This is a genomic window from Acinetobacter sp. Q85-2 (genome assembly GCF_013420555.1).
Lineage (GTDB): Bacteria > Pseudomonadota > Gammaproteobacteria > Pseudomonadales > Moraxellaceae > Acinetobacter > Acinetobacter indicus.
The window spans coordinates 1-16,368 of record NZ_VOXW01000011.1 but is presented as its reverse complement, the minus strand read 5'-3'; the positions used below and the strand labels follow the sequence as shown (position 1 = coordinate 16,368).

16 protein-coding genes are annotated in these 16,368 nt (G+C 45.8%); 6 read left to right on the top strand and 10 right to left on the bottom strand.

Annotated features, from left to right (window positions below; genetic code table 11):
• Window positions 1-29 precede the first annotated feature (29 nt).
• The 7 genes from rseP to rimO form a co-directional block, all read right to left on the bottom strand.
• Window positions 30-1,385 (bottom strand): RIP metalloprotease RseP, encoded by a 1,356-nt coding sequence (rseP, locus tag FTT68_RS07835; protein ID WP_104498766.1) that lies wholly within the window; start codon window positions 1,383-1,385, stop codon window positions 30-32.
• 3 nt (window positions 1,386-1,388) lie between these two features.
• The gene (gene ispC, locus FTT68_RS07830) at window positions 1,389-2,585 is read right to left on the bottom strand and encodes a 1-deoxy-D-xylulose-5-phosphate reductoisomerase (protein WP_005177604.1); all 1,197 of its coding nucleotides are present in this window, start codon (window positions 2,583-2,585) and stop codon (window positions 1,389-1,391) included.
• On the bottom strand, window positions 2,586-3,410 hold the full coding sequence (locus tag FTT68_RS07825; RefSeq protein ID WP_045795728.1) for a phosphatidate cytidylyltransferase: 825 nt from the start codon (window positions 3,408-3,410) through the stop codon (window positions 2,586-2,588).
• Window positions 3,411-3,413: 3 nt separating this feature from the next.
• Window positions 3,414-4,166, bottom strand: a complete 753-nt coding sequence (uppS, locus tag FTT68_RS07820) for a polyprenyl diphosphate synthase (protein WP_005177599.1) — start codon at window positions 4,164-4,166, stop codon at window positions 3,414-3,416.
• 6 nt (window positions 4,167-4,172) lie between these two features.
• Entirely contained in the window at window positions 4,173-4,727 is a 555-nt protein-coding gene (frr, locus tag FTT68_RS07815; RefSeq protein ID WP_005177597.1) for a ribosome recycling factor, read from the bottom strand.
• A gap of 79 nt (window positions 4,728-4,806) precedes the next feature.
• On the bottom strand, window positions 4,807-5,535 hold the full coding sequence (gene pyrH, locus FTT68_RS07810; RefSeq protein ID WP_005177594.1) for a UMP kinase: 729 nt from the start codon (window positions 5,533-5,535) through the stop codon (window positions 4,807-4,809).
• Between the two features lie 48 nt (window positions 5,536-5,583).
• Entirely contained in the window at window positions 5,584-6,927 is a 1,344-nt protein-coding gene (gene rimO / locus FTT68_RS07805) for a 30S ribosomal protein S12 methylthiotransferase RimO (protein WP_005177586.1), read from the bottom strand.
• A 350-nt stretch (window positions 6,928-7,277) separates the two neighbouring features.
• Between rimO and glnL the strand changes: the two genes are divergently transcribed.
• Both glnL and glnG read left to right on the top strand, forming a co-directional pair.
• The gene (glnL, locus tag FTT68_RS07800; protein WP_005177582.1) at window positions 7,278-8,387 is read left to right on the top strand and encodes a nitrogen regulation protein NR(II); all 1,110 of its coding nucleotides are present in this window, start codon (window positions 7,278-7,280) and stop codon (window positions 8,385-8,387) included.
• Window positions 8,374-9,849: a nitrogen regulation protein NR(I) gene (gene glnG, locus FTT68_RS07795; protein WP_005177581.1), complete on the top strand. Its 1,476-nt coding sequence runs from the start codon at window positions 8,374-8,376 to the stop codon at window positions 9,847-9,849. The genes glnL and glnG overlap by 14 nt, the downstream gene beginning before the upstream one ends.
• 52 nt (window positions 9,850-9,901) lie before the next feature.
• Here the strand turns inward: glnG and FTT68_RS07790 are convergent, their stop codons facing one another.
• On the bottom strand, window positions 9,902-10,237 hold the full coding sequence (locus FTT68_RS07790) for a hypothetical protein (RefSeq protein ID WP_005177579.1): 336 nt from the start codon (window positions 10,235-10,237) through the stop codon (window positions 9,902-9,904).
• Between the two features lie 176 nt (window positions 10,238-10,413).
• On the opposite strand from FTT68_RS07790, the gene FTT68_RS07785 reads away from it, so the two are divergent.
• Window positions 10,414-11,313: a LysR family transcriptional regulator gene (locus FTT68_RS07785; RefSeq protein WP_168395258.1), complete on the top strand. Its 900-nt coding sequence runs from the start codon at window positions 10,414-10,416 to the stop codon at window positions 11,311-11,313.
• 174 nt (window positions 11,314-11,487) lie between these two features.
• On the opposite strand, the gene map is transcribed toward FTT68_RS07785, so the two are convergent.
• Entirely contained in the window at window positions 11,488-12,282 is a 795-nt protein-coding gene (gene map / locus FTT68_RS07780) for a type I methionyl aminopeptidase (protein WP_180175271.1), read from the bottom strand.
• Window positions 12,283-12,625: 343 nt separating this feature from the next.
• Here map and brnQ point away from each other — a divergent pair, with 343 nt between their 5' ends.
• Together brnQ and FTT68_RS07770 are read left to right on the top strand one after the other, a co-directional pair.
• Complete coding sequence (gene brnQ / locus FTT68_RS07775) at window positions 12,626-13,918, top strand: branched-chain amino acid transport system II carrier protein (RefSeq protein ID WP_127799491.1); 1,293 nt, start codon at window positions 12,626-12,628, stop codon at window positions 13,916-13,918.
• 489 nt (window positions 13,919-14,407) lie between these two features.
• Complete coding sequence (locus FTT68_RS07770) at window positions 14,408-14,653, top strand: hypothetical protein (RefSeq protein ID WP_005177570.1); 246 nt, start codon at window positions 14,408-14,410, stop codon at window positions 14,651-14,653.
• A gap of 85 nt (window positions 14,654-14,738) precedes the next feature.
• On the opposite strand, the gene FTT68_RS07765 is transcribed toward FTT68_RS07770, so the two are convergent.
• Window positions 14,739-15,200 carry a hypothetical protein gene (locus tag FTT68_RS07765; RefSeq protein WP_180134085.1) on the bottom strand — a complete coding sequence of 154 codons (462 nt, stop codon included), beginning with the start codon at window positions 15,198-15,200 and terminating at the stop codon, window positions 14,739-14,741.
• Between the two features lie 117 nt (window positions 15,201-15,317).
• Between FTT68_RS07765 and FTT68_RS07760 the strand changes: the two genes are divergently transcribed.
• Window positions 15,318-16,175 (top strand): alpha/beta fold hydrolase, encoded by an 858-nt coding sequence (locus FTT68_RS07760; protein WP_180175270.1) that lies wholly within the window; start codon window positions 15,318-15,320, stop codon window positions 16,173-16,175.
• Window positions 16,176-16,368 lie beyond the last annotated feature (193 nt).

Here is a 16,368-nt window from a genome sequence, read left to right as displayed (position 1 = left end):
AATGTTAAATTTATTGCCTATCCACGTTGTTATAAACGCATAAAATCATTAAATAATGCCAGAAGCATCATGCTACCGAGCAATACCATACCAATTTTTAAACCAACTAATTGTATTTGTTCAGAAACAGGTTTACCACGAATTAGTTCTATAAAATAATAAACCAAATGTCCACCATCCAGCATTGGAATTGGCAGTAAATTTAGAATACCCAAGCTTACACTCATTAGGGCCATAAACGAAATAAAAGTTTGCCAGCCCATTTCAGCGCTTTGTCCTGCCACCTTGGCAATGGTAATCGGGCCAGACAGGTTATCTAAACCAATCAGACCACGCACCATTTTGACGATGGAGTTCAAAATCATCGAGGAGATTTGACCGGTTTTATCGACCGCCATCATTAAGGCTTCTGTAGGACTATATTGAATGGTTTGTTTATATTCTTCAGGAATTGTTATTTTTCCAGGGTCACTTTGTACACCTAACATACCGGTGGTGTTGCCCATATTGTCGCGTTTGGCCTGCGGCATAATTTCCAGCTGTACCCGCTGATCTTGACGCAACACATCAATCTTCAACAGTTTCTCTGGCGATGCCTGTACCACTTGTACCACATCGTACCAGTCTTTCATGACAACACCGTCAATCGCTAAAATCTGGTCACCTTCTTTCATCCCTTGACGAATGGCAGCGCCATCTTCACTCAGTTTGCTGACCACTGCTGGAATATTCGGACGATATGGCGTAAAGCCCAGCACCTCAAGTGGTGACTGAGATTGATCTTTCAAGAAATCTTGAATCGGTAATTGAAAGTTTTGTGGCTGACCATCGCGGTTGGCCTGAATATGAATGGTACCTGTTTCACCAGCACGATCCACCAGCGCAAAATTCAGTTTTTCCCAAGTGCTGACCTGGGTACCATCGACTGCGGTAATCCGGTCACCCGGCTGCATATTCACTTCAGCTGCGGGCGTTTGTGGCAAGACTTTCCCAACACGGGTATTCAGCTGTTCCTGCGACGGTAAAAACAGAATCCAGAACAGTACAATCGCAAAAACCAGATTAATTAAAGGACCTGCCGCGACAATCGCGATCCGTTTCCACGGATGCTGACGGTTAAAAGCAAAAGGCAGATCTTCTTCTGCCACATTGCCCTCACGTTCATCCAGCATTTTGACATAGCCGCCCAAAGGCAAAGCCGAGAGCTGATATTGAATACCGGATTTCTTCGAGGTCCATTTCAGCACTGTCGGGCCAAAACCAATAGAATAAACCAGGACTTTGACCCCCAGTTTGCGTGCAACAAAGTAGTGCCCAAATTCATGAATTGCAATTAACGGCCCCAACAAAAGAATGGCCGCAACAATAATAAATAAGGCACTCATGTCTTAGCTTCCTGTCTGAATCACACACTGCTGTGCAAAAGCACGGGCATTCTGGTCTGCCTGAAGAATGGTTTCAATTGAATCTGCGGCGCGATTGGCCAGATGATTCAGGGTCTGTTCAACAATTTCTGGAATCTGGGTAAACCCAAGCTGGTTTTGCAAGAAAGATGCCACTGCAATTTCATTGGCCGCATTTAGCAAGGTCGGTGCAATACCACCTGCCTGCATGGCCTGACGTGCCAGCTTTAAGGCCGGGAAACGCGTGGTGTCCGGTGCCTGAAAATTCAGCTGTGAATGGATAAATAAATCCAGCGGCGGAACGTGCGTCTGCAGACGTTCCGGCCAGGCCAACGCATGCGCAATTGGCGTACACATATCCGGATTACCCATTTGCGCCAAAGTTGTTCCATCGACATATTGAACCATGGAGTGAATAATACTCTGTGGATGCACCACCACTGTAACAAATTGTTCTTTTACTGCGAACAAATGGCAGGCTTCAATCAGCTCCAGACCCTTGTTCATCAGGGTGGCGGAATCGACGGAAATTTTTTGACCCATAGACCAATTGGGATGTTTACAGGCTTGCGCCGGGGTCACACTGTGTAACTGTTCCAGACTATGATTTAAAAATGGCCCACCCGATGCGGTCAGCAGAATCTGCTGCACACCCAGTTTTGGTTGACCATTACGCTCGACCTCAAAATAGTTTTGCGGCAGGCACTGGAAAATTGCATTGTGTTCGGAATCGACCGGCAATAATAAAGCGCCATGATCACGCGCTGCCTGCATCATCAGGTCACCGGACATCACCAGGGCTTCTTTATTGGCCAGTAGCACGCGCTTACCGGCCTGCACTGCGGCCAACGTTGGCATTAAACCTGCGGCACCAACAATTGCCGCCATCACCACATCCACTTCAGGATGTGAAGCCACAGCTATTAAACCAGCTTCATCACAGAGGATTTCAATATCGGCAAGATTGGCCTGCTGTAACAGCTGTCTTAAGGAATCGACCTGTGCAGCAGGTACCACGGCCACTTTGGGATGAAACTGTTTGCATATTTCAACCAGCTCAGCAATACGACTGTGAGCCGTTACGGCATATACCGAATATTTTTCAGGATGTTGTTGCAGTATTTTTAAGGTGCTTTGACCAATTGAACCTGTAACACCCAATATACAAACAGCTTGTAACATCTATAAATCTACGCCAATAAGTTTCAGTACATACATGCTTGCAGCAAAGATTGGAGCCGCTGCGAGCAAGGAGTCAATGCGGTCCAGCACTCCACCATGTCCTGGCAGAATACGACCAGAGTCTTTAATTCCGGCACGGCGTTTGATCATGGATTCAAACAGATCGCCCAGTACCGAACTAAACACGGTTATCATGGACAGAATCAGGAATAAAATATGTTGGGTCAGGCTTAAGTCCAGATAGACAATTTCTACAAACAGCACAATCAGGATGGCGGTAAACACGCCACCATATAAACCTTCCACCGATTTGTTTGGACTGACATGTGGTGCCAGTTTCTTTTTACCAAACTTGCGTCCGACAAAATAAGCGCCTGAATCTGCACCCCAAACCAGCAGGAACAGATACATCAGCCACCACGGTGAATGGGTCCAGACCGCATAAATGGCAGTCACGGCGGCAGAAATCAGCACAAAGCCAATAAAGTTCAGGCTTGGATTGTACCAGCCATCATATTCAGGATAGGATTTGACCCAATACAGGCTGAGCAGCCAGGTTAAAATCGAGGCTGACCACAGCAATAACGCAATATCACTAAAATATAAAGCAAGCGCGGAAAGAGCGGCGGTCACCAGACCATAACCCCAAGCCATGGGCTTGATGACATATTTTGTTGTTCTTGGCATGAGTTTGAACCACTCATAGCCCGCAACCCCTGCTGCAAAAATCATCAGCACAAACATTGGATAATGGGACTGAGTTGCAAACATACAGCTCAGCACCACAGCGACCAATACCAATGCGGTAATTATCCGCTCTAACATGTATTAATTCTCAAGTTTCTCTTGTTGGATTTGCTCTGAAGTTTTTCCAAAGCGACGTTCGCGTCCTGCAAACACATGAAACGCATCATCCAGCTCTTCCACACTAAACTCTGGCCACAAGGTCGGAGTAAAGTACAGTTCGGCATACGCGGCCTGCCAAAGCAAGAAATTGGACAGCCGATAATCTCCACCCGTACGAATCAACAGGTCCACAGGCGGTAAATCGCCCAGGCACACATATTGACCGAACAGCGTGCTATCAATCTGTTCCAGCGCGACTTTATTGGCCAGCACATCAGCCGCAATCTGTTTGGCTGCTTCTGCCATATCCCACATGCCCCCATAACTGATAGCAATGGTTAAAGTCATGCTACTGAACTTAGCAGTCCTTTGTTCAGCATGCAACATCAAGTCACGTAGATGTGGGGATAAACGGCTGCGATCACCAATAAAACGCAAGGCAATCTGGTATTTTTCCATGCGCGGCATTTGCTCATGAATCGTGTCTTCCAGCAATTGCATGAGTAAATCAACTTCATATTGCGGACGATTCCAGTTTTCACTTGAAAATGCAAAAACGGTGAGTGCCTGAATGTGTTTGCTGCGACAATAGTCAACAATCGGATCTAGAATATTTTTACCTTCACGGTGACCGTCGCCTTTTTGCAATTGATTTTTCTTGGCAAAACGGTTGTTGCCATCCATGATGATGGCAACATGTTTTGGAAGCGTCTGACAGTCTTCAGATGTGGTCATCGACAATTAGACCTTCATCAACTCAGCTTCTTTAGCAGCCAAACGCTTGTCGACTTCAGCAACATATTTGTCTGTGATTTTCTGGATATCATCACCTGCACGACGTTCATCATCTTCAGAAATTTCTTTTTCTTTCAACAATGCTTTGATATCGCCCAAGACGTCACGACGGATGTTACGAATCGCCACTTTGGCATTTTCCGCTTCAGAACGCGCAACTTTCTGCATGTCTTTACGGGTTTCTTCGGTTAAAGCTGGTAGCGGCACACGAATCGAATCAGCGGTAATCGGGTTCAGACCGAGGTCAGACTCACGAATCGCCTTGTCAATTGCAGACACCATGGTACGTTCAAATGGCTGTACGATTAGAGTACGTGAATCTTCAACACCCACGTTCGCCACCTGGTTTAACGGCACATCTGAGCCATAGTAAGGAACCATCACACCGTTTAAGATTGATGGATGGGCACGGCCGGTACGAACTTTGGCAAAACCTTGCTCCAAAGACTCCAGAGTCTTTTGCATACGCTGTTCGCTGTCTTTTTTAAGATCGTTAATCATATGATCTTCCTTACTTAATTCTTAAAGATGTAATTACTAAAATAGCGTGTAGTATAAAGAGCTTTCAGGCCCACGTACATTAGTTCGTAACGTGAGTTCCTTCTTTTTCACCCATAACCACTGAAAGTAAAGCGCCGGCTTTATTCATATCGAATACCTGTAACGGTACATTGTGGTCACGGCATAAGCAGATTGCGGTTAAATCCATCACGCCGAGCTTTTCATCTAACACCTGATCGAACGTCAGGGTGTCATATTTCACCGCATCTTCGTATTTGCTTGGATCTTTGTTATAAACGCCATCTACCTTGGTGGCTTTCAGAATCAGATTGGCTTCAATTTCAATACCACGCAAGCAGGCAGCTGTATCTGTGGTAAAGAACGGGTTACCTGTACCGGCAACGAATACGCACACTTCACCTTGGGTTAAGTGGCGAATTGCATCACGGCTTGAATAAGATTCTACAACGGTACCAATTGGCAGTGCTGAAAGCAGACGTGTTTTAATGTTACGGCGTACTAAAGCATCACGCATGGCCAGACCGTTCATCACAGTTGCCAGCATACCCATCTGGTCACCAGTCACACGACCGACCAGACCGTCTTTTTGTAACTGGCTGCCACGGTACAGGTTACCGCCACCAACCACGATACCGACCTGCACGCCCAGACCGACCAGGTGTGCAATTGCCAAAGACATCTGATCAAGGATTTGGGCATCAATCCCCATATCCTTATTACCCGCCAGTGCCTCGCCTGAAAGCTTCAGCAAAATACGTTCATAACGTGGCTTTTTAGAATCCAACATCATCAAACTCCAAAGTATTTAATTTAAATTTTTTCTGTATATCAGTACTTAAGCAGATTTGATCGCAATCAGCTTGGCAAATAAATCGTATTCATCTGCATCGGTAATTTCGACTTCAAGCAAATCGCCTGCTTTAATTTTTGACTTGTCGATATCTTCAACAAACACGTTACCATCAATTTCAGGTGCATCTGCATAAGAACGCGCAACGGCAACCGGGAATTCTTCTTCCAGATCATCCACCAGCACAGTCATGGTCTGACCAATGCGTTTTTGCAGTTTTGCAGCTGAAATTTCCTGCTGCACCTGCATGAAACGTTCATAACGTTCCTGCTTGATTTCTTCCGGCACATGATCTGGTAGATCATTCGCGGTTGCACCTTCTACTGGTGAATAGGTGAAGCAACCGACACGATCCAGCTGCGCTTCTTTCAACCAGTCCAGTAACATCTGGAAGTCTTCTTCGGTTTCACCCGGGAAGCCAACCACGAAGGTGGAACGAATCACCAGATCCGGACATTTTTCACGCCATACATTTAAGCGCTCTAGTGTATTTTCACTGTGCGCCGGACGTTTCATCAGTTTCAGGATTTTCGGACTGGCATGCTGGAATGGAATATCCAGGTACGGCAAGATTTTGCCTTGCGCCATCAGGTCAATCACAGCATCGACGTGCGGATAAGGATAGACATAGTGCAAACGGACCCAGATGCCCAACTGGCCCAGGGCTTCACACATGTCATAGAATTTGGTTTTAACCGGCTGACCGTTCCAGAAATCCAGCTTGTATTTGGTATCCACACCATAAGCTGAAGTATCTTGAGAAATGACCAGAACTTCTTTTACACCAGCACGTTTCAGCGCTGCGGCTTCTTCCAGAACAGAACCGACCGGACGGGAGACTAAATCACCACGCATGCTCGGGATGATACAGAAGGTACAACGGTGGTTACAGCCTTCTGAGATTTTCAGGTAGGCATAATGTTTCGGGGTTAAACGGATCCCCTGTTCTGGCACCAGATCAATAAACGGATTGTGCTTTGGCGGCTCCGGCACATACTGATGCACGGCATCCATGACTTCTTCATAGGCTGCTGCACCGGTCACTTTTAAGACATTCGGATGCATTTGACGAATCTTGTCTTCGTCTTTACCTAAACAGCCAGTCACAATGACGCGACCATTGGCATTCATGGCTTCGCCAATGGCGTCTAAAGACTCTTGTACTGCAGATTCAATAAAACCACAGGTGTTAACCACGACTAAATCAGCACCGTCATAATCCGATGCGACATCATAACCTTCAGTCTTTAACTGAGTTAAAATTCGTTCAGAATCTACCAATGCCTTAGGACAACCTAAAGAAACAAAACCGACTTTGGGGGACTTCATGAATCTGCGCTCCACTAGAATGCGCGTATTGTATGACTTTTCTGGCCATAAAAATAGAGAAATAGCCCACTCTTTGCATAATGCACCAAAATACAACCACTAAAGCCGGCTTATACACAATATTGCACCATTTTGATTCACTTTTGGTTTACAGCACTGGCGTTATCCGCTATACCTGAATCAACCCGTCCATTTCAGCGCATTTTTCTCATAAATTGGCTTGATTTACAGGAATTTGAACAAAGTTGGCGTGCATTTTGCTTAATTTGCATCATTAACGTTCTTAATTCAGAAACCTATTGCTTTATGAAGATACCATTGCGCTATTTTAATACAGGATGCCACCGCTAATGGATCAAAGCCCGGCTATCGACTATCGCCTTTTAGTGGACAATTTGACCACTGCCATTTTACTGGTTGACAGCAACCTGAATATTTTTTACCTCAATTCATCTTGTGAGGCGCTGTTTGATATCAGTTTATTACGTGCTGCCGGACAGCCGGTAATGAATTTACTGCATCTCCCGACCGATGAATTTAATACCTACGAAGCACTACAGAATACTTTAAGCACCGGACAGCCTTATACCCGCCGTGAAGCCACCATTAATGTCAACTTTAAAGACATTCATGTCGATTACACCGCTTCGCAGCTGAATGCCGGCAAAAGCTATCATCCTTTATTGCTGATTGAACTGAATCCGATTGACCGGATGCTGAAAATTTCCAAAGAAGAAAATCTGATTCAACAGCATCAGGTGGCGCGGCAACTGGTGCGCGGCGTGGCGCATGAAATTAAAAATCCACTGGCCGGGATTCGCGGTGCAACCCAGCTACTGGCACGCAGTCTGAATGACTCTCAATATGCCGAGTTTACCGACATTATTATTAATGAAGTCGATCGGCTCAGAAATCTGGCTGACACCATGCTGGGTTCACGTCAGTTACCGAGTTACGAACTGGTCAATATCCATGAACCACTGGAACGCGTGCGTTCGCTGATTGCCAACCAGACCAAGAAAAAAGTCAAAATCATCCGGGATTATGACCTGTCGTTGCCGGAAGTGATGGCGGATCGTGACCAGCTGATTCAGGTCATGCTGAATATTAGCGTCAATGCGGTACAGGCCATGATGGAAAACAAGGAGTTCTTTGTAGAACATCAGCCCGAACTGATTTTAAGAACCCGTATTCAGCGCCTGGTCACCATTAATGGCGTGATTCACCGCTCGGTGGTGCGGGTTGATATTGAAGACAATGGCCCCGGTGTGCCGGAAGAAATTATTGAATCGGTGTTCTATCCGCTGGTTACGGCGCGCGCCAAAGGCACCGGACTGGGCCTGAGCATCGCACAGAATATTATGCATCAACACAACGGAATGATTGAGTGCCAATCTGTTCCAGGAAAAACAATATTTAGCTTATATATACCTTGGGAGTCTAACCATGTCGCGAAATAAAATTTGGGTAATTGATGATGATCGTGCCATGCGCTGGGTACTGGAAAAAACCTTCAAGGAAGAAGGCTTTGACGTTACCAGTTTTGAAGAAGCCCAATCTGCCCTGGAGCAACTGGGTGTCGATGCACCGGATGTAATTCTGACCGATATCCGTATGCCGGGTATTGATGGCCTGACCTTCCTCGGTAAAGTCAAAGCCAGCTATCCAGATTTACCGGTGATTATCATGACTGCACATTCGGATCTGGAATCTGCAGTGTCGAGCTATCAAACTGGTGCCTTTGAATATTTGCCAAAACCGTTTGATATTGATGAAGCGCTGGCGCTGGTGAATCGTGCCATTTTGCATATCACCAAATTACAGCAACAGGAATCAGCCAAAACCGCACAGCCCATTCAGTCGACCGAAATTATTGGTGAATCACCGGCAATGCAGGAAGTATTCCGTGCCATTGGCCGTTTATCACAATCGCATATTACCGTACTGATTAATGGTGAATCGGGTACCGGTAAAGAACTGGTGGCACATGCCCTGCATCGCCATTCACCGCGTAGCAGCAAACCGTTTATTGCGCTCAACATGGCCGCCATTCCGAAAGACCTGATTGAAACCGAATTATTTGGTCATGAAAAAGGTGCCTTTACCGGCGCCAACACCCAGCGTCAGGGCCGTTTTGAACAGGCCAATGGCGGCACCTTGTTCCTGGATGAAATTGGCGATATGCCATTTGAAACCCAGACCCGTTTATTACGTGTTTTAGCCGATGGTGAATTCTACCGTGTTGGTGGCCATATTCCGGTGAAGGTAGATGTGCGTATTGTTGCAGCAACGCACCAAGACCTGGAAAAGCTGGTACACGAAGGCCGTTTCCGTGAAGACTTGTATCACCGTCTGAACGTGATCCGGATTCATATTCCAAAACTGGCGCATCGTAGTGAAGATATTCCAATGCTGGCGCAGCACTTCCTGGCGCGTGCCGGTAAAGAGCTAGGCGTGAGTCCGAAAATCTTGCGTCCGGAAACCCAGGAGTATATGCAGCAACTGCCTTGGCAAGGCAACGTGCGCCAGCTGGAAAACACCTGCCGCTGGTTAACCGTCATGATTACCGGCCGTGAAGTCTATCCGGAAGATTTACCTTCGGAACTGAAACAGATTCCAATTGAAAAATCAGGCGATGTACCGTCCAATCTGCATTTAGACCGCGTCTCGATCCATCACTGGGATGAGCTGCTGGGTCAATGGGCCGTACAGAAACTGAAAAACGGCGAAATGAAAATTCTGGACATCGCCACACCGATGTTTGAACGCACCCTGATTAATGCCGCGCTGCAACAGACCCGTGGCCGCAAACGCCATGCCGCTGAACTGCTGGGCTGGGGACGTAATACCCTGACCCGCAAGCTGAAAGAACTGGGCATGGACAGTGCTGATGATGATGTCGAGGAAGAAATTGAAGGCTAAACCAGCCTGATCTTTATGATAAAAAATAAGCTCCTTATGGAGCTTATTTTTTTTAATTGGATTCTGGTACAGCAATGCCGATATAACGCGATAAATCCTGCACACCCAAATCAGTGCGAATGATCAGATAATGCGGAAAGCTGGCTGTGGTCAGTTCCTGAAACATATTCAGCTGATCATCATGTGCGTGAATTTCATCGACACTACGCGCCATGGTTGCTTCAAATACATCGGCAATATATTCAAAACCCAAATCCAGCGCCACAAACAGCGTATGCTCACAGGGCTGAATATACTGCTCTTGTGACCAGTCAATAATCGCCTGCTGGCAGCAAGGACAAATCACGTTGGCATCGGCATCGGGCTGTTGAATCAGTTGATAAGACATGTATTGATCATCTCATGGACTTTATCCTTAGTGTAAAGGATTTGTAGCCATAACTTAAGCTCACCAGACATGACAACGGCGAAAAGAGACGCTGCAAAAACCGCACAAATCAAATTGACAGCCCAGAACAATCATAATTTAATCTGCTTATCGTTGCATAAATGGAATAACTACACATGCTTTCGGACCTCGATGATTTTTACTGCTTTGCCCAGGTGGTTGAGCATGGCGGTTTTAGCGCCGCAGAACGTGCAACCGATATCCCCAAATCCAAACTGAGCCGCCGTGTGCACAATCTGGAAGAACGTTTGGGCGTGCGCCTGATTCAGCGCAATTCCCGCCATTTTGCCGTAACCGATATTGGCATGAACGTGTATCGACATGCACAGGTGATGGCCAATGCAGCACAGGCAGCGCATGATCTGGTTGATCATCTGAGTATTCAGCCGCGCGGCCTGATTAAAGTTAGCCTGCCGGTCTCCATTGCCCAGAATGAAATGTCCAGAATTCTGCCGGAATTTTTAAAGACCTATCCGGAAATTAAAGTCCAGCTTCTGGTCAGTAACCGCCGGGTTGATCTGATTAATGAAGGGATTGATCTGGCCTTGCGTGTACGCAGCAATCTGGATGATGATCCGAATCTGGTGATTCGTACCTTTGAAACCATTGAACAGCATCTCTTTGCCAGTCAGGCCTATTTAAACCAGCACGGCGACCTGAAACAGCCGGAAGATCTGGCCAAGCATCATATTCTCAGTATGGCTGATGATCATGTCGATCAGCATATTGTGGTCTATGATGAACATCAGCGGCAGAAGAAAATTAAAGTCAACCCGACCGTAATGGGTTCGGATCTGATGCTACAGGCACAACTGGCCCGTCAGGACTGTGGGATTGCCCTGCTCCCGGACAATATTGTGGAACCCTATATTCAGTCAGGCGAACTGGTACGCGTACTACCGAACTGGCATGCGCCGCACGGGGTTTTTCATGCCGTGTATCCATCCCGTCGCGGGCTATTACCGGCGGTACGGGTGTTTATTGATTTTCTGGTGGAAAAACTGTCACAGCGTTAAAGCCAACCATCAAATTTCAGGCAAAAAAAAAGCTTATCCAGGGATGGATAAGCTATAAAAACTAGAAACTACAGCAAGAATCTATGAATACATAATATGTACAAAAGACAGCATTAACAAATAGCCAATTTATATCACTTAATACTTTTAAAGTATAAATAAGCCATTTTATAGCTAGATTTCCGGGTATGCTCCGGTACCTTCCGGCCACGGCGACAGCACTTCAAAGCCGGTTTCAGTCACGGCAATCATATGTTCCCACTGTGCAGAAAGTGATTTATCGGTGGTCACGACGGTCCAGCCATCATTGAGCTCTTTGACTCTGGAGCCGCCGGCATTCACCATCGGCTCAATCGTGAACACCATACCTGGCTTGAGTTGTAGCCCCTGACCCGGCTGACCATAATGCAGTACACTTGGCTGTTCATGATAAATTTTACCAATACCATGCCCGCAATATTCACGCACCACTTTATAGCCGGCCTGCTGCGCGACAGTTTGAATTGCATGACCAACATCGCCTAAAGTCGCACCCGGCTTCACCGCATGAATCCCTGCGACCATCGCCGCATAGGTGGTTTCGACCAGCCTTTTCGCTTCCGGCTTGATTGTCCCAACGTAATACATGCGACTGGTATCGCCGTAGTAGCCGTCTTTAATTACCGCCACATCAATATTGATAATATCGCCATCTTTAAGCACAGCCGACGCAGATGGAATACCGTGACAAACCACTTCATTCGGTGAAATACAGGTGGTTTTGGTATAGCCGCAATAGCCGACATTGGCCGGAATCACCTGCAAGGTATTGACAATATAGTCGTGACACAGGTCATCTAAATATTCAGTGGTCACGCCCGGCTTGATATGCTCCCCGATCATCGCCAAAACCTGAGCAGCCAAACGACCTGAAATACGCAGTTTTTCTAAATCCTGCTCGGTTTTAATCGATACGGCAGACGCTCTCATGCTTAAAATCCCCTATGAAACATTTGCTTAGTATAGTCCTTTTCAGTGACTTTTGTTTGATCACAAGCGGTTCCATCTGCCACAAACCCACTACTGCTTAAATATTCAACAATTAAAAACCTTTATATTTATTGACTGTTTTTTCAAATTTATCTTTTGATATTTAACAGTTTTCATCTTTTAAAAATTAAATCAACAATATAGTTTCACTAATTTTTGACAACCCGATCAATTTCCCAAGCCAAGATATAAAAATAATTCATAAGATTTATAAAATAAATTAGCCAAAGCAGTTGCCATGTTCTAGAATCGCTTTCTTTTGTTTAACCGATCTATCTCCCTTATGACGAGTTTACGTACACGGGATATTATTGCCTTAGGTTTAATGACCTTTGCACTATTTATCGGTGCCGGCAATATTATCTTTCCGCCTATTGTTGCACAGCAGGCAGGTGAACACGTTTGGTTAGCAGCTTTCGGCTTTTTAATTACAGCCGTGGGCTTGCCGGTGTTGACCATTATTGCCCTGTCTCGTGTAGAAGGTTCGATCCAGCTTTTAAGTTCGCCACTGGGCAAAGCAGCCAGTCTGATTTTGACCGTGGTGTGTTATTTAGCGGTAGGCCCTTTATTTGCCATTCCCCGTACCGTAACCGTTTCTTATGAAATTGGTTTCTCTTCTTATTTTGGTGCAGCTCCGAGCAGCTTGCTGATTTACAGTCTGATCTACTTTATTGTAGTGACTATTGTTGCGCTGTATCCCAACAAGATTCTGGATACGGTGGGTTATTTCCTGTCGCCCCTGAAAATTTTATCGTTAATTATTCTGGGTGTTGCAGCAACGTTCATTCCCGCGGGTCATATTCCGCCAGCCATTAATAACTATATCAACAGTCCAGTCTCTGAAGGTTTCGTCAATGGTTATTTAACCATGGATACCCTGGGTGCCTTGGTATTTGGTATTGTGATTATTAATGCCATGCGTTCGCGTGGGGTCAGCGATAAAAAGCTGATGACCAAATACGCCATGATTGCCGGACTGATCTCTGGTATCGGTTTAACCCTGGTGTATTTAAGCCTGTTCAAACTGGGCTTGGGCAGTCATGAAGTAGCACCGAATGCAGCCAATGGCGCAGTGATCCTGCATGCCTATGTGCAACATGCTTTTGGTGACTTAGGCTCACTATTCTTAAGTGCCATGATTTTCATTGCCTGTATGGTAACCGCGATTGGCCTGACCTGTGCCTGTGCAGAATACTTCTCGCAAATTACCCGCATTAGGTATCGTACTTGGGTATTTGTATTAGTCGGTTTCTCATTGGTGATTTCCAACCTCGGTCTGACCAAACTGATTGCACTCTCAGTGCCGGTATTAAGTGCGATTTATCCGCCTGCGATTGTAGTGATCTTACTGGGCTTTTTCTGGAAAAACTTCCATTCTCCAGCGCGTGTAATTCGTCCGGTCACCGCAGTAGCCTTATTCTTTGGCGTGATTGATGGCTTAAAAGTGGCGGGGTTAGATGGCTTTTTACCAGAAGCTTTACTGAACTTACCGTTAAGCGCGCAAAACCTGGCCTGGCTGATTCCATCTACCATTGTCCTGCTGATTTGTATTGTGATCGACAAGGTTAAACACTAAGCCTTAACCCGAGTCGTTAAAGTCTGGTTTTACCCAAACCCGATTTTAAATTGCTCAATAATGGTCAAGTTTTACCCAAACTGACTCTTATTGTGTCACTTTCTTTCAGTCTGGTTTAGCTCAATCTTGCTTAACTTCTAAGCCTATTGAAGTAAGCTCATCCACTTTCGCTTCTCCTCATTCTCTGAAACCCTTCAATTCAGCGCAATGCTCCTCTTTACCCTCTTTTTGCATACCTTCTACCAAAGCCTAATAGCTGCCCTATTGTTAAGCTGGCATAAATAATGCTACATCTTTACTCACTTCTTTACAGTGATGCCCTAATATTCCGTAAATAAATGAACTGAATTCGAGCATTTATTTATACACACTATGTTCTTTCAAAATATTGCGATAGGCGCTTGAAATACACTGCAATTCGCAGTACAACTAAACAAACTAATCCGATCAAAATAGTCTGTTTTTGATCAAAATACAGGAGGGATGGAGATGTTATCATTACATTTCAATAAGCAAGTCTTCATTAACGCTCTGAAGGCAAATAACAATTTAGTGACTTTCCTCAGCACCACCTTTGCGCTGCTGCTGACGCTGGTCTTTCAAGGATTGATTCAGGGCAACCTGAAACCGGCATACTTTATGTACGCACTAATCGTCTGTATCGCCTTCTATATTTGGGCTGTGGTCGATGAAAAATATCGACAGCCGGCTCCCATCGATCAGCACAATTCATAATCTTTAACCCACCCAGATGGATGAGCATTCATCCATCTGCTCAGAATCAGAAAAATAGCCTTTTACACGTCTTGGCAACACTCACTTAAGCCCATAAATACAGTCCCGCACCCACCACCAGTAGCAAGGTGGCCAGTACCTCACCCAGTACCAGCAGCAACATCGCCAGACTCATTAAACTTTTTGGCAGATGCCATTTGCCCAACTGATGCGGAGTTTTAAACTGATTGGTGGTGTCCTTTAAATAGCCATGCAGTGCATAACTCAAGATTGAAAAAGCAAAGAAAAACAGGTTAATTGCCACCAGTAGCAAATTCAGTTCGGTGGACCATACCGAAAAATAAGCCATGGCTGCCAGAATCAGACTGGCCGGCGCATAGAGCAAACTGCTACGATGCGCAATATCGACATAATAATGAGCACGCGCCTGTGGTGAATGCCGAATCTGCCAGTATTTCCATACCCCGGTCAGCATGCCCACCCATAAAAATATACCGCTGGCCAGAATCGCCCCTTTCACCGTAACATCAAGATCCATTGCATTCATTTCGTTTTGTCCTTATTTGAATTGCCTGTCCGCATGACCCCGAAGTCAGAGATTGCAACTGCATTCACAGCAAACTCCTTTACATTAGAGTCATTCACTTTTTTTAATATTCATCCTATGACTTCGTTTGATCCCGTCCATATCACCTGCGCAGATGGCTATCAGCTGAGTGGCCGCTTCTATACCCATCAGGCTGAAAAGCAGCCTTACCCAGTTCTAATTTGTCCCGCCACCGGTATTACTCAAGGGTTTTATCATCCTTTTGCCGAGTGGTTAAGCCAGCAAGGTTATGACGTGCTCAGTTTTGATTTTCGCGGTATTGGCGGCTCTTTACAAGGGAAATTAAAGCACTCACAAGCCAGTATTGTCGATTGGGGCCAACTGGACATTGCAGCCGGTATCGAGCATCTATTGCAACTGAACCAGGCCAAACAGGTGATTTTATTGGGACATAGTGCTGGCGGCCAGCTGCTGGGTATTTGCCCCAACCATGCCAAGGTGGCCAAAGTTGTAGCGGTATCGGGTTCGACCGGCCATGTCAAAGGCCTTAAAGGACGCACCAAACTACTGGCGCCACTAATGTTTCAAGTCATTTTCCCGATCGCCCGCATTACCCATGGATATGGCCCAACCCAGGCCATTGGTATGGGCGAAAATTTACCGAAAAATGTGGCCCGGCAATGGGCAGAGTTTTGTGGAAAACCCGGTTATGTAATCAATGCCATTGGCAAAAGCGTATTTGAAGATTTTCATGCTGACATCCGTAGCCCGATGAGCGTACTCTGGAGTTCCGATGACGAAATTGCCACCGAAGCCAACGTCAAAGATTTACTGCGCCTCTATCCTAATGCTGCTACCCGAATGATTGAACTAAAACCGCAGCAGTATGGCCACAAAGCAATTGGTCATATGCTGATGTTTAAACGCTCTCACCAGAACCTGTGGCCGGTGATTGCAGCTGAACTGCGTATCTAAAACTGTAACGCTCTTGAGAAAAGATGAGCTTTAGATAAACGCCAGACATGAAAAAGCCCCACATCAGTGTAATGCCAGTCAGTTAAGAGATTGACTGGCTTTTTCTTGGGTATTTTTGAGGTTTTCCTTTTACAACCCTTGGATAACTCCTCACTCTTCTCTCAGGTATAACATACCGATTAGATTTCTCCAT

What these genes read in the sequence shown, in the direction of transcription:
- rseP (WP_104498766.1), bottom strand. Translation starts at nt 1,385, where the DNA reads ATGAGTGCCTTATTTATTATTGTTGCGGCCATTCTTTTGTTGGGGCCG.
- ispC (WP_005177604.1), bottom strand. Translation starts at nt 2,585, where the DNA reads ATGTTACAAGCTGTTTGTATATTGGGTGTTACAGGTTCAATTGGTCAA.
- FTT68_RS07825 (WP_045795728.1), bottom strand. Translation starts at nt 3,410, where the DNA reads ATGTTAGAGCGGATAATTACCGCATTGGTATTGGTCGCTGTGGTGCTG.
- uppS (WP_005177599.1), bottom strand. Translation starts at nt 4,166, where the DNA reads ATGACCACATCTGAAGACTGTCAGACGCTTCCAAAACATGTTGCCATC.
- frr (WP_005177597.1), bottom strand. Translation starts at nt 4,727, where the DNA reads ATGATTAACGATCTTAAAAAAGACAGCGAACAGCGTATGCAAAAGACT.
- pyrH (WP_005177594.1), bottom strand. Translation starts at nt 5,535, where the DNA reads ATGTTGGATTCTAAAAAGCCACGTTATGAACGTATTTTGCTGAAGCTT.
- rimO (WP_005177586.1), bottom strand. Translation starts at nt 6,927, where the DNA reads ATGAAGTCCCCCAAAGTCGGTTTTGTTTCTTTAGGTTGTCCTAAGGCA.
- glnL (WP_005177582.1), top strand. Translation starts at nt 7,278, where the DNA reads ATGGATCAAAGCCCGGCTATCGACTATCGCCTTTTAGTGGACAATTTG.
- glnG (WP_005177581.1), top strand. Translation starts at nt 8,374, where the DNA reads ATGTCGCGAAATAAAATTTGGGTAATTGATGATGATCGTGCCATGCGC.
- FTT68_RS07790 (WP_005177579.1), bottom strand. Translation starts at nt 10,237, where the DNA reads ATGTCTTATCAACTGATTCAACAGCCCGATGCCGATGCCAACGTGATT.
- FTT68_RS07785 (WP_168395258.1), top strand. Translation starts at nt 10,414, where the DNA reads ATGCTTTCGGACCTCGATGATTTTTACTGCTTTGCCCAGGTGGTTGAG.
- map (WP_180175271.1), bottom strand. Translation starts at nt 12,282, where the DNA reads ATGAGAGCGTCTGCCGTATCGATTAAAACCGAGCAGGATTTAGAAAAA.
- brnQ (WP_127799491.1), top strand. Translation starts at nt 12,626, where the DNA reads ATGACGAGTTTACGTACACGGGATATTATTGCCTTAGGTTTAATGACC.
- FTT68_RS07770 (WP_005177570.1), top strand. Translation starts at nt 14,408, where the DNA reads ATGTTATCATTACATTTCAATAAGCAAGTCTTCATTAACGCTCTGAAG.
- FTT68_RS07765 (WP_180134085.1), bottom strand. Translation starts at nt 15,200, where the DNA reads ATGAATGCAATGGATCTTGATGTTACGGTGAAAGGGGCGATTCTGGCC.
- FTT68_RS07760 (WP_180175270.1), top strand. Translation starts at nt 15,318, where the DNA reads ATGACTTCGTTTGATCCCGTCCATATCACCTGCGCAGATGGCTATCAG.